Here is a 12,960-nt window from a genome sequence, read left to right on the forward strand (position 1 = left end):
CATGTATCCACGGATCCCACGCAAACTGGCCGTACTGCTGACGGCGGCCGCGGGCCCGCTCTGGCCGCTGGCGGCTCAGGCCGAGGGTGGCGGCATTGGCGCGGCCGGCTACCTGGCGCAGCTGATTGGCGGGCTCGTGCTCGTGATCGGGGCCATCGTGATCCTCGGCTGGGTGCTGCGCCGCACCCAGGGCGGGCTGAATCGCGGCTCCCAGGTGATCGAGATCGTCGCGGCGCGTTCGGTCGGGACGCGTGAGCGTCTGGTACTGGTGCAAGTTGGCGACGAGCAGGTGCTGGTTGGCGTGGCACCGTCGGGCATGCGCACGCTGCACACGATGAACAGCCCGGTCACGGCACCCGAGGGTGGCGGGGCGGATTTCTCCGGTGCGCTGAAGCGCGCCGTAAGCCGGCGTGTGGACACCGAGCGGGGGGGCTCATGAGCGCCCTGATCCCGCGTCTGCTGCTGGCGCTGGGCCTGCTGGCGCTACCCGGGCTGGCCGGGGCTCAGATGGCCCAGGGGATCGAGGCGCTGACGGTCACGACCAACGGCGATGGTGGCGAGACCTATTCGGTGACGCTGCAGATCATCCTGCTGATGACGCTGCTGACCCTGCTGCCTTCGATCCTGATCATGATGACCGCCTTCACCCGCATCCTGGTGGTGCTGGCGATCCTGCGCCAGGGGCTGGGGACCACCCAGACGCCGTCCAACCAGATCCTGATCGGCCTGGCGTTCTTCCTGACGCTGTTCGTAATGGCGCCGGTGTTCGAGGAGATCTACGACACCGCGGTGGTGCCCTACCTGAATGAAGAGATGGGCACCGAAGAGGTGCTGGCGGCCGGGGTGCAGCCCCTGCGCGAGTTCATGCTGGCGCATACCCGCGAGAGCGATCTGGCCATGTTTGCGGAGATCAACGGCATTGACGGCTTCGAGGACGCGGACGACGTGCCTCTGAGCCTGCTGGTGCCGGCGTTTGTGACCTCGGAGCTGAAGACGGCCTTCCAGATTGGATTCCTGATCCTGATCCCGTTCCTGATCATCGACCTGGTGGTGGCGTCGGTGCTGATGTCGATGGGGATGGTGATGCTGTCGCCGCTGATCATTTCGCTGCCGTTCAAGGTGATGCTGTTCGTCCTTGTGGATGGCTGGGCGCTGATGATGAACACCCTCGCCACCAGTTTCTTCGTATAGGAGTTCGAGATGACACCCGAATTGGTCGTGGATCTGGGGCAGGAGACCCTGATGGTGGTGACGCTGCTGGCGGCCCCGCCGCTGCTGACCGCACTGGCGGTCGGACTGGCGATCGGCATGCTGCAGGCGGCCACCCAGGTGCAGGAGATGACCCTGTCCTTTATCCCCAAGCTGCTGGCGATGTTCGCGGCGCTGCTGCTGAGCGGGCACTGGATGCTCGCCCTGCTGATCGATTTCACCGAGCGGCTCTACGAGGGCGCGCCGGGAATGGTGGGCTAGTCGCATGACGCTGGCGGCCGAGCAACTGGTGCTGTGGGTGGGGGCGGTCCTGTGGCCGTTCGCGCGCATCGGCGCCATGCTGGTCGCGATGCCGATCTTCGGCGCTGACACCGTGAATGCGCGCGTGCGCATCGGGCTGGCGCTGCTGCTGGCGATCTTCGTGGCGCTCCAGGGCCCGGTACTCCCGGATGTTGACCCCCTGAGCCTGGAAGGGCTGCTGGTCACCCTGCACCAGGTCGCGATTGGCGTGTTCATGGGCTTCATCCTGCAGATGGTGTTTTCCGCGGTGACCCAGGCCGGCGAGGTCATCGCGCTGGGCATGGGTCTGGGTTTCGCCTCCATCGTGGACCCGGCCCAGGGCGTGCAGGTGCCGGTGGTCTCCACCATCTTCGTGATCATCTCGACCCTGCTGTTCCTGGCGATGAACGGGCACCTGATTGCGCTTGAGCTGCTGCTGACCAGTTTCGAGACCATGCCGGTGGCCCCGTCGGGGCTGAGCGCGGAGGCCTTCTACGCCCTGGTCGCGTTCGGCTCCACCATGTTCGTGGGTGCGATCCTGGTGGCGCTGCCGGCGGTGGCCTCGCTGCTGCTGGTGAATATCTCCATGGGCGTGATCACCCGGGCCTCGCCGCAGCTGAACATCTTTGCGGTCGGCTTTCCGATGATGATCCTGATCGGCTTTGTGCTGCTGATGTTCACGCTGCCGGGCCTGCCGGAGCGCTTCGGCGAGCTGATGCTCGAGGGCTTCAACCTGATGCAGACGCGGATGGGCTTCTGACATGGCCGAGAACGAGAGCGGACAGGAGAAAACCGAAGAGCCCACTCCGAAGCGCCTGCGCGAGGCAAAGGAGAAGGGGCAGGTTCCGCGCTCGCGCGAGCTGAGCACCTTCCTGGTGCTGATGGCGGCCGGCAGTTTTCTGCTGCTGTTCGGGCCCAACATGGGGGCGCAGCTGGCGGACCAGATGAGCAATCGCTTCGCCTTCGAGCGCGAACTCGCCTACGACCCGCAGCTACTGCTGCCGTACCTGGCGGAGGAGATCTTCCGCACCCTGCGCACGCTGTTTCCGCTGTTCGCGGTGCTGATTGTGGCGGCGATGCTGGCCCCGATTGTCATCGGTGGCGCCAACTTCTCGTTCAAGGCCGCCGCACCCAAGGCGTCCAAGCTGAACCCCCTCAAGGGGCTGAAGCGGATCTTTTCCTGGCAGGGGCTGATGGAGTTCGGCAAGACCTTTGCCAAGTTCGTGCTGATCTCGAGTGTGGCGGTGGCGGTACTGGCGACCTTCTCCGACCGCCTGCTGATGCTCGGCTACGAGCCGGTGCATCAGGGGATCATCCATGCCGCGCAGCTGGTGCTGGGGACCTTCATCGCGGTCTCGGCCGCGCTGATCGTGGTGGCCGCGATCGACGCCCCGTTCCAGATGTGGAATCACCAGAAGCAGCTGCGGATGACGCGCCAGGAGGTCAAGGACGAATACAAGGAGACCGACGGCAAGCCGGAGGTCAAGCAGAAGATCCGCCAGTTGCAGCAGGAGATGGCGCAGCGGCGCATGATGGAAGAGGTACCCAAGGCCGACGTGGTGATTACCAACCCGACCCATTACGCCGTCGCGATCGTCTACGAGGCCTCGCGCATGGCGGCCCCGAAAGTGGTGGCCAAGGGCGCCGACGAGGTAGCGGCCTCGATTCGTGCGGTAGCCGACGAGCACAAGATCATCCGCGTGGAGGCACCGCGGGTGGCGCGCGCCATCTACTTCACCACCGACCTCAACCAGGAAATCCCCAACGGCCTGTTCGTGGCGGTTGCGCGCATCCTGGCCTACGTCTACCAGCTCAAGCGCGCGGACGCCGATGCGCAGATGCCGGATGACCTGCCGGTACCGGAAGACTATCTCGACCCTGACCAGCAGCGCGGCAAGCGGAGGAATCGCTGATGGCCTTCCTGGATCGCATGGGCAACGTCGGCAAGTGGGGGCTGGGGGCACCCATCCTGCTGGTGGCGATGCTGTCGATGATGGTGCTGCCACTGCCGCCACTGGCACTGGATGTCCTGTTCACCTTCAACATCGCGCTGTCGCTCGTGGTCATCATGGTCGCGATCTACACCCCGCGACCGCTGGAATTCGCGGTGTTCCCGACCGTGCTGCTGGTGGCCACGCTGCTGCGCCTGGCGCTGAACATCGCCTCGACCCGGGTCATCCTGCTGGAAGGGCATACCGGGACCGATGCCGCTGGCAAGGTGATCCAGGCCTTCGGGGACTTTGTAGTGGGCGGGAATTACACCGTGGGTCTCGTGGTGTTCGCGATCCTGATCATCATCAACTTCGTGGTGGTGACCAAGGGTGCCGGTCGTGTGTCCGAGGTCAGCGCGCGTTTCACCCTGGATTCCATGCCCGGCAAGCAGATGGCGATCGATGCCGACCTGAATGCCGGCATCCTGACCCAGGAGGAGGCCCGCAAGCGCCGCGAGGAGATCGCCAGCGAGGCGGACTTCTACGGCTCCATGGACGGTGCCTCCAAGTTCGTCCGCGGCGATGCGATCGCGGGCATCCTGATCCTGTTCGTGAACATCATCGGTGGCCTGACCATCGGCGCGGTACAGCACGGCATGTCGCTGGGCGATGCGGCGACCAACTACGTGCTGCTGACCATCGGCGACGGCCTGGTCGCTCAGATTCCCTCGCTGGTGCTGTCCTCGGCGACCGCGATCATCGTGACCCGCGTGACCAGCAGCCAGGACATGGGGCAGCAGGTCTTCGGGCAGATGTTCTCCAACCCGCGGGTGCTGTATGTCGCCGGTGGCGTGATCGCGACTCTCGGGATTGTGCCGGGTATGCCGAATGCGGTGTTCCTGGGTCTGGCGGGCCTGATCTTCGGCGGCGCCTACCTGCTCAAGCGTCAGGCGCGGGAGGCCGAGGTCGAGGTGGAACGTATCCCGGCGGAGGACGAGGGCGGCGCGCGTTCCGAGGATCGCGACCTGACCTGGGAAGACGTGCCCCCGGTCGATCTGGTCTCGCTGGAAGTCGGCTATCGCCTGATCCCGCTGGTGGATCGCACTCAGGATGGCCAGCTGATGGGCCGGATCAAGGGCGTGCGCCGCAAGCTCTCGCAGGAGCTGGGCTTCCTGCTGCAGCCGGTGCACATCCGCGACAACCTGGAACTCAGTCCGAATGCCTATCGCATCAGCCTGCTGGGCGTGACCGTGGCCGAGGCCGAGGTCTTCCCCGAGCGCGAACTGGCGATCAATCCGGGCGAGGTGTTCGGGACCGTGCCGGGGACCCCCACCAAGGATCCGACCTTCAACCTGGATGCGCTCTGGATCGATCCCGCCGACCGCGACCAGGCGCAGGGGGCCGGCTATACCGTGGTCGACTGTTCCACGGTAATCGCAACGCACCTGTCGCAGGTGTTCCGCGAGAACGCCCACCGCCTGATTGGGCACGAGGAGGCCCAGCACCTGCTGGACCAGCTGGCGCGGCATTCCCCGAAGCTGGTGGAGAACCTGGTACCCAAGACGCTGTCGCTGTCGATCGTGCTCAAGGTCCTGCAGAACCTGCTGGCCGAGCAGGTCTCGATCCGGGACCTGCGCACCATCGCCGAAACGCTGGCAGACGAGGGTGTGAAGAGTCAGGATCCCGGCACTTTGACCGCGGCCGTGCGCGTTGCGCTCTCGCGCTCCATCGTCCAGGACCTTGTAGGACCGGAGGAAGAGCTGCCGCTGGTCGCGCTGGACCCGTCTCTGGAACAGCTCTTGCATAAGTCCCTGCAGGGCAGCTCGGGCGGCACTGTAGGACTGGAGCCCGGGCTGGCGGAGCGGTTGCAACGCTCGGTCGCCGATGCCGCCCGCCGCCAGGAGATGGCCGGGCAGCCCGCCATCCTGGTGGTGGCGCCGGAGATCCGCTCGTGGATCGCCAGCTGGCTGCGGGGCGCTGTGCGCAGCCTGACCGTGCTCGCGTTCACCGAGATTCCCGACAACCGGCGAATCCGGGTCGTGGCTACGGTTGGTCAGGAAGAGACGCCGAAGCAGCCCGCCTGAGCGAAACGATGAAGGGTTCCGCCGCGTCAGCGGCACAGGAGAGATAGCATGAATGTCAGACGATACCGGGCCCGGGACATGCGCGATGCGATGCGCCAGGTGCGCGAGCAGCAGGGCGAGGATGCGGTCATCCTGTCCAGTCGCCGGGTCGATGGCTGGCTCGAGGTGGTCGCGGCGCTCGAGGATGGCGCGGGTCCGGAGCCGGTGTGCGCGCAGGAGACCCGCGCCCCGCGCCCGGCGCAAGGGGTCACGGATCGTGCCAGTGGCCAGGCCCAGGGCTCCTGGCCGGCTGATCCGGAGCTGACCGCGATGCGCCAGGAACTGCGGGATCTGCGCAGTCTGATGACCCGGCAATATGCCGAGAGCGAGGAGGCTCGCTGGGCCGCACGTCACCCGCTGGCTGCCGAGTGCAAGGCACGCCTGATCGACCGCGGCTTCAGCCCCGCGCTGGCGGGCAGTCTGGCCGGCAGCATCCTGGATGACAGCTCCCCGGAGCAGGCCTGGGAGCGCCTGCGTGCACGTCTGTCCGGCGCCATTGCGACCCACCGCTCGTCGATCCTGGACGAGGGCGGATTGCTGGCCATGGTGGGGCCGACCGGGGTCGGCAAGACCACTACGCTGGCCCGGATCGCGTTGCGTCAGATCCGCCGCATGGGCCCCGATTCGGTTACGCTGGTGACTCTGGACAGCCAGCGCATCGGTGCCACGCGCCAGCTCCAGGCCTTTGCCCAGATGGCGGGGATCTCGGTGCGGGCCCTGCGCGATGCGCGCGAGCTGCGGGAACTGGCGCGTCGGGTCGATGACGGGCACCTGATCCTGGTGGATACCGCCGGGCAGGCGCCGCGGGCTGTGGAGGAGGAATCCCTGTTCGCGCACCTGCCACCGGATATCCGCGCCGAGAGCTGGCTGGTGGTGTCCGCGACGACCCAGGGCGGCGTGCTGCGGCGCGTACTGGAAGCCTTTCAGAAGGCCGAGCCCTCGGCGCTGGTGCTGACCAAGCTGGACGAGGCGGAACAACTCGGGGAGGTGCTTTCGGTGCTGCTGGATCAATACCTGGGGCTGGCCTTCGTCAGTGACGGGCAGCGTATCGCGGAAGACTTTCACCGGGTCGATACTGGATACCTGACCGGTCTGGCGCTGGATGGGCCGGACACGGGCGCGCGAGCCACGGGCAATGCGCGCGAGAGCTGGGCCGCGGAACGCATCGCCGAGATGCAGCCACCGCGTCGCGCCGGTTCGCAGCCGCGAGCGGCCCGCAGCGCCGAGCCGGCGACCCTGGAACTGATTCAGCCGGTGGGCAAGGGGCGTTATGCCACGCACTAACAAGCCACTGAAGGTGATTGCGGTGGCCTCGGGCAAGGGCGGGGTCGGCAAGACCAATGTGTCGGTCAACCTGTCGGTGGGGCTGGCGCGTCTGGGGCGCGAGGTGATGCTGTTCGACGCCGATCTCGGCCTGGCGAACGTGGATCTGCTGCTGGGGATGCGCCCGGAGCGCACCCTGCATGATCTGGTCACGGGCGCGGTGGACAGCCTCGATGACGTGCTGGTGCAGGGGCCGGACGGGGTCAAGGTCGTGCCCTCGGCCTCCGGCATTGCCGCGATGGCGAACCTGACGCCGGCTGAACACGCCGGGCTGATTCACGCCTTCAGTGCCTATCGCAAGCCGCTGGATGTTCTGATCGTGGATACCGCTGCGGGCCTGCAGGAATCGGTGACATCGTTCTGCCGAGCAGTGCAGGAGACCGTGGTGGTGGTCTGCGACGAGCCGGCGTCGATTACCGATGCCTATGCCCTGATCAAGGTGCTGCACCGGGATCATGGCATGCGCCGCTTCCGTATGGTTACCAATATGGTCAGTGGACGCGATGGCGCCGACCGCCTGATGCGCAAGCTCAATAGCGTCTGTGGCAATTATCTGCCGGAAGTGGTGCTGGATCTCGCCGGCTATATTCCCATGGACGAACACTTGCGCAAGGCCGTGCAGAAACGGGTGCCGGTGGTGCAGGAGTATCCCGGCAGCCCGGCCGGCAAGGCCTTCGCCGATCTGGCGCGCACGGTCGATCGCTGGCCGGTGGGCGGCGGTGACCATGGGGGTGTCGGGTTTTTCATCGAACGGATGCTGCAGAGCGCATGATGATGACGCGTAATCGACTGACCGGCTACGAGACGGTGTCCGCGACCGCCAGCGGTCACGACGAGTTGATTGCGGATCACGTCGAGCTGGTGCATCGCATCGCACATCACTTGATGGCGCGGCTGCCGGCCTCGGTCCAGGTGGATGACCTGATTCAGGCAGGGATGGTCGGCCTGCTCGAGGCCGCACGCCAGTTCGAGGGCGGCCAGGGGGCGACCTTCGCAACCTACGCCGGGATTCGCATCCGCGGGGCCATGATCGACGAACTGCGCCGCAGCGACTGGACGCCGCGCTCGGTGCACCGCAACAGTCGGCGGATCGCCCAGGCTGTGCAGATGGTCGAGGCCCGCGAGGGACGCGCGGCACGGGGCAGCGAGGTCGCAGCCGAGCTGGAGGTGCCGATCGACCAGTACTACGAAATGCTGCAGGATCATGCCGGGGCGCATCTATTTGCCCTCGATGACCTCGGCGGCGGCGAGGACGGCGCCGACCGGGTCATCGAGGGGCAGGAGGTCTCTCCCGGGCGGCACCTGGAGGCCGGTGAGTTCCGCGAGGAACTGTCGCAGGCGCTTGGTGACCTGCCCGAACGTGAACGCCTGGTGCTGTCGCTGTATTACATCGAGGAGCTGAACCTGCGCGAGATTGGCGCCGTACTGGGTGTGACCGAGTCGCGCGTCAGCCAGATTCGCAGCCAGGCGGTGATTCGGCTGCGGGCGAGGCTGGGTTCCTGGCTCGAAGACGGAACCGCTTTGCAGTTATTCTAAAACTCACCCTACGAACCCCGGAGTGACGTGTGGACAAGGGAATGAAAATTCTCATCGTGGACGACTTTTCCACGATGCGGCGCATTATCAAGAACCTCTTGCGCGATCTCGGCTTCAACAACACCCAGGAGGCCGATGACGGCAGCACGGCACTGCCCATGCTGCAAAACGGCGATTTCGACTTCCTCATCACCGACTGGAACATGCCCAACATGCCGGGCATCGACCTGCTGAAGGCCGTCCGTGCGGATGCGAACCTGAAGACCATGCCGGTCCTGATGGTCACGGCGGAGGCCAAGCGCGACCAGATCGTCGAGGCGGCCGAGGCCGGTGTGAACGGTTACGTCGTGAAGCCCTTTACCGCGGAAACCCTGAAGGAAAAGATCGACAAGATCTTCGAGCGCATTGAAGCGCAGGGATAAATCGTTCCCCGGAATGCCCGGGCAGGGTCGGAAATCCCGGCCCCTTTCGCCTGTATGGGCGGATATGACCCCGGCCCGGTCAGTGCCGTACCAGCAAGAGGCTCCCCATGAGTGAACAGGAACATCCGCCCCGCGATGGCCAGCTAGAGCTTGCCCGGCAACTCGTGCAGACGCTGGAGGCGGGGGATGACGCCAGCGCCCGGGCCCTGGTGCAGGACCTGGCCCGCCCCTACGATCGCGAACTCTTCGATGAACTGGGCAAACTGACCCGGGATCTGCATGAGGCCCTGCAGAGCTTCCGCGGGGATTCGCGGCTGGTGGAACTGGCACAGGCGGAGATCCCGGATGCCAAGGAGCGCCTGAACTACGTGGTCACGATGACCGAGCAGGCCGCCCACGACACCATGAACGCGATCGAGACCAGCCTCCCGATCGCCGAATCGTTCAGTCAGCACGCGGCCGATCTCACGGCCAAATGGACGCGTTTTCGCAATCGCGAGCTCTCGGTCGACGAGTTCCGCGAGTTCGCGCGCGAGCTGGATGCCTTTTTCGTCCAGGCCGGAACCGATACCGAGGAACTGCGCCGCCTCCTGTCGGAGGTGCTGATGGCCCAGAGCTATCAGGACATTACCGGGCAGGTGATTCGCCGCGTGATCCAGCTGGTGACCGATCTGGAAGAGAACCTGGTCTCGCTGATCCGGCTCTCCAGCGGGCGCATGGAGCAGGTCGAGGCGGCCGAGGCGTCCCTGGAGCGCGGCCAGGAGGCGCGCGAGGCCGATCGCAAGGGCCACGGTCCTACGGTGCCGAAAACTCAAGAATCCGGCGCAGATGTCGTTCAAGGACAGGACGAGGTGGATGATCTGCTGTCGAGCCTGGGCTTCTAAGGCGACACCCCTCATGCGACTGGCGCCACGGGACTGGAGAGACTGAATGGCCATCGACCCCAATGACGAAATCCTTCAGGACTTCCTGATCGAGGCCGGGGAACTGCTGGAGGGGCTCAACGAGCAACTCATCGACCTGGAACAGAATCCGGATGACCGGGATCTGCTGAACGCGGTCTTTCGCAGCTTTCATACCATCAAGGGCGGAGCGGGTTTCCTGAGCCTGGATGCCCTGGTGACCGTCTGTCACCACGCCGAGGATGTCTTCAACCTCCTGCGTAACGGTGAGCGGCGGGCGGACAGCCACTTGATGGACACCATGCTGCGGGTGCTGGACGCGCTGAACGTGATGTTTGGTGACTTGCGGTCCGGGGTGGACCCGACCCCCGCCGAGGCCGACCTGGTGGAGAACCTTCGTCGGATGGCCAATAACGAGGATGTCGGGGATGCGGTGGCGGCGGCACCACCGCCACCCGAGCCGGAACCTGTCCCGGAGCCGGAAGCACCGGCCGCCGGCGATGCGCTGGTCGGAGCAGACGACGAGATCACCGACGACGAGTTCGAGGCCCTGCTGGACAGCCTGCATGGCGATGGCGCCCCGGAACCGGTCAACGCTTCCGCGGATGCCGACGCGGGCAGCGATGCGTCGGCACCCGCCGGCGCTGGGGGTGACCTGATCTCCGATGACGAGTTCGAGAACCTGCTGGATGAGCTGCAGGCGCGCGGCGAGGGGCCCGCGGCTTCCGCACCGGCCGCAGCGTCGACGCCGCCGCCAGCACCGGAGCCGGCGCAAGCCGCGCCCGAGACGCCGGCGCCCGTCGCCGCCCGCGAGCCGGAGGCCCCGGCCGCGGCGGGTGGCCAGGGCGGGGGTGGTGCACGTGCCGGTGGTGGCGGCGAGGCAGGCGGTCGTTCCGCGCCGCAGGGCGAGACCTCGGTGCGGGTGGACACCGAACGCCTGGACGAGATCATGAATCTGGTCGGCGAGCTGGTCCTGGTCCGCAATCGCCTGAGCATGCTGCGTTCGCAGCATGTGGATGACGAACTGGGCAAGGCCATCAGCTCGCTGGCGCTGGTGACCTCGGACCTGCAGACCTCGGTGATGAAGACGCGGATGCAACCGGTGAAGAAGGTCTTCAACCGCTTCCCGCGCGTGATCCGCGACCTTTCGCGCAATCTCGGCAAGGAGATCGAGCTGGAGATCTTCGGCGAGGATACCGATCTCGACAAGAACCTGGTGGAGGCCCTTTCCGACCCGCTGGTGCACTTGGTGCGCAACGCGGTGGACCACGGGATCGAGACCCCCGAGGTGCGCGAAGCCGCCGGCAAACCGCGCAAAGGGACCGTGGTGCTGGGGGCGGCCCAGGAGGGCGACCACATCGCCTTGCTGATCAAGGACGATGGCGGCGGCATGGACCCGCAGGCCCTGCGCCGCAAGGTGGTGGAGAAGGGGCTGATGGAGCCAGCGATGGCCGAACGCATGAGCGATCGCGAGGCCTTCAACGTGATCTTCATGGCGGGTTTCTCCACCAAGACCGAGATCTCGGACGTATCCGGCCGTGGCGTCGGCATGGATGTGGTGAAGACCCGGATCTCGCAGCTGAACGGCACCATCGAGATCGATTCCGAGATCGGTGTGGGGACCACGCTGCGGGTGAAGCTGCCGCTGACCCTGGCGATCCTGCCCGCCTTGATGGTGATCCTGGACGGGCGCCGCTTTGCGATCCCGCTGGCCTCGGTGTCCGAGATCCTGGATCTCGACCTGACCCGGACCAACTACGTGGATGACCAGGAGGTCATCATCGTGCGCAAGCAGGCGCTGCCCATTCACTACCTGAAGCGCTGGCTCAAGCCCGGTTCCGAGCCGGAGCCGCGCAAGGATGCCCACGTCGTGGTGGTGCATACGGCCGATCGCAAGGTCGGGCTGGTGGTGGATGACCTGGTGGGTCAGGAAGAGGTGGTTATCAAGCCGCTGGGACAGAACCTGCAGGGCGTGAAAGGACTCGCCGGGGCGACGATCACCGGGGATGGCGGCATTGCGCTGATCCTGGATGTAGCCGATCTGGTCACCATCCTGATGCGGCAGTTGCAGATGCACGGTCGTCCGCGGCGCCCGCCGCGCTCGAGCGAGGGCTGAGGATGCCGATCAAGGTCCTGGTCGTAGACGATTCCGGCTTCTTCCGCCGGCGCATCACGGAAATCCTCGATTCCGACTCCGGCATCGAGGTGGTCGGCTCGGCCGAGAACGGCGAGCAGGCGATTGCTAAGGTCCGCGAACTCGATCCCGATGTCGTCACCATGGACATCGAGATGCCGGTGATGGACGGGATCACCGCGGTGCGCAAGATCATGGCCGAGAACCCGCGGCCAATCCTGATGTTCTCCAGCCTCACCACCGAGGGTGCTCAGGCTACCCTGGACGCCCTCGAGGCCGGTGCGGTGGATTTCCTGCCCAAGCGTTTCAGCGACATGGCGAGCGACGAGGACAGCGCGCGCATGCTGCTGCGCCGGCGGGTGCGCTCTCTGTCGCGCAGCCGTGCGCGGTCGGTCAGCGCCCCCGGGAGTTCGACGCCCGCGCGCGAGGCGCGGCCCTCGGCACGCCGCGAGGAGACCGACCGCCAGGCGGCCGCCGATGCCCGCCGGCAGGCGCCACCGGTTGCCAGCACTCGGCCACCGACCCCGCTGCGGCAGCTGCGCGCGGTGCTGATTGGCACCTCGACCGGCGGCCCGGTCGCGCTGCAGGAAGTACTAAAACCGTTACCGAAGAATTTCCCGCAGCCCATCCTGCTGGTGCAGCACATGCCGGCCAGTTTCACGCCGGCATTCGCGGAGCGTCTGAACGCGATGTGCAACATCGAGGTACGCCAGGCCGTCGATGGGGACGTACTGAAGCCGGGGCTTGCGCTGCTGGCCCCGGGCGGTATGCAGACAACCCTGGAGCGCGGCAGCCAGACGCGAGTACGGGTGACCGAAAGTCCGCTGGGCACGATCTACAAGCCGAGTGTGGACGCCGCGTTCAGTTCCGCCGTGGATGCCCTGCGCGGGCAGGTGCTCGCGGTCGTGCTGACCGGCATGGGGGCGGACGGCCGCGAGGGTGCCCGTGCACTCAAGGCGAGCGGCGCCCAGGTGTGGTCGCAGGATGCGGCCACCTGTGTCGTCTACGGGATGCCGGCGGCGGTCGCTGAGGCCGGGCTGTCCGACCACGTCTATCCGTTGCCGGAGATCGGACCCGCCCTGGTCAAGGGGTTCTGCTGAG

12 protein-coding genes and 1 pseudogene are annotated in these 12,960 nt (G+C 66.3%); all 13 read left to right on the top strand.

The features are described from left to right. Position 1 precedes the first annotated feature (1 nt). The 13 genes and pseudogenes from fliO to D000_RS0105410 all read left to right on the top strand — a co-directional run bounded on the left by fliO (position 2) and on the right by D000_RS0105410 (position 12,959). A complete protein-coding gene (gene fliO / locus D000_RS0105350) occupies positions 2-439 on the top strand; it encodes a flagellar biosynthetic protein FliO (RefSeq protein WP_018872509.1) in 438 nt (145 codons plus the stop codon). After that, the gene (fliP, locus tag D000_RS0105355) at positions 436-1,191 is read left to right on the top strand and encodes a flagellar type III secretion system pore protein FliP (RefSeq protein ID WP_018872510.1); all 756 of its coding nucleotides are present in this window, start codon (positions 436-438) and stop codon (positions 1,189-1,191) included. Before fliO ends, fliP begins: the two co-directional genes overlap by 4 nt. A gap of 9 nt (positions 1,192-1,200) precedes the next feature. Then, a complete protein-coding gene (gene fliQ, locus D000_RS0105360) occupies positions 1,201-1,470 on the top strand; it encodes a flagellar biosynthesis protein FliQ (protein ID WP_018872511.1) in 270 nt (89 codons plus the stop codon). Positions 1,471-1,474: 4 nt separating this feature from the next. Then, positions 1,475-2,248, top strand: a complete 774-nt coding sequence (fliR, locus tag D000_RS0105365) for a flagellar biosynthetic protein FliR (RefSeq protein WP_018872512.1) — start codon at positions 1,475-1,477, stop codon at positions 2,246-2,248. Position 2,249: 1 nt separating this feature from the next. Beyond that, positions 2,250-3,401: a flagellar biosynthesis protein FlhB gene (gene flhB / locus D000_RS0105370; protein ID WP_018872513.1), complete on the top strand. Its 1,152-nt coding sequence runs from the start codon at positions 2,250-2,252 to the stop codon at positions 3,399-3,401. Next, a complete protein-coding gene (flhA, locus tag D000_RS0105375; protein WP_018872514.1) occupies positions 3,401-5,503 on the top strand; it encodes a flagellar biosynthesis protein FlhA in 2,103 nt (700 codons plus the stop codon). The genes flhB and flhA overlap by 1 nt, the downstream gene beginning before the upstream one ends. 48 nt (positions 5,504-5,551) lie before the next feature. Then, positions 5,552-6,644, top strand: a pseudogene (gene flhF, locus D000_RS0105380) (flagellar biosynthesis protein FlhF); the annotation flags it as partial. 168 nt (positions 6,645-6,812) lie between these two features. Next, positions 6,813-7,637, top strand: a complete 825-nt coding sequence (locus D000_RS0105385) for a MinD/ParA family protein (RefSeq protein ID WP_018872516.1) — start codon at positions 6,813-6,815, stop codon at positions 7,635-7,637. After that, complete coding sequence (locus tag D000_RS0105390; protein ID WP_018872517.1) at positions 7,634-8,401, top strand: RNA polymerase sigma factor FliA; 768 nt, start codon at positions 7,634-7,636, stop codon at positions 8,399-8,401. Before D000_RS0105385 ends, D000_RS0105390 begins: the two co-directional genes overlap by 4 nt. Before the next feature lie 41 nt (positions 8,402-8,442). Beyond that, the gene (gene cheY, locus D000_RS0105395; RefSeq protein ID WP_018872518.1) at positions 8,443-8,823 is read left to right on the top strand and encodes a chemotaxis response regulator CheY; all 381 of its coding nucleotides are present in this window, start codon (positions 8,443-8,445) and stop codon (positions 8,821-8,823) included. Positions 8,824-8,930: 107 nt separating this feature from the next. Beyond that, positions 8,931-9,707 (top strand): protein phosphatase CheZ, encoded by a 777-nt coding sequence (locus tag D000_RS0105400; protein WP_018872519.1) that lies wholly within the window; start codon positions 8,931-8,933, stop codon positions 9,705-9,707. Between the two features lie 46 nt (positions 9,708-9,753). Then, entirely contained in the window at positions 9,754-11,841 is a 2,088-nt protein-coding gene (locus D000_RS0105405; RefSeq protein WP_018872520.1) for a chemotaxis protein CheA, read from the top strand. Between the two features lie 2 nt (positions 11,842-11,843). Beyond that, positions 11,844-12,959, top strand: coding sequence for a chemotaxis response regulator protein-glutamate methylesterase (locus D000_RS0105410; protein WP_018872521.1), 1,116 nt, complete (start codon positions 11,844-11,846; stop codon positions 12,957-12,959). The last annotated feature ends 1 nt before the right edge of the window (position 12,960 follow it).

Source organism: Thioalkalivibrio sp. ALJ16 (assembly GCF_000377345.1).
GTDB lineage: Bacteria > Pseudomonadota > Gammaproteobacteria > Ectothiorhodospirales > Ectothiorhodospiraceae > Thioalkalivibrio.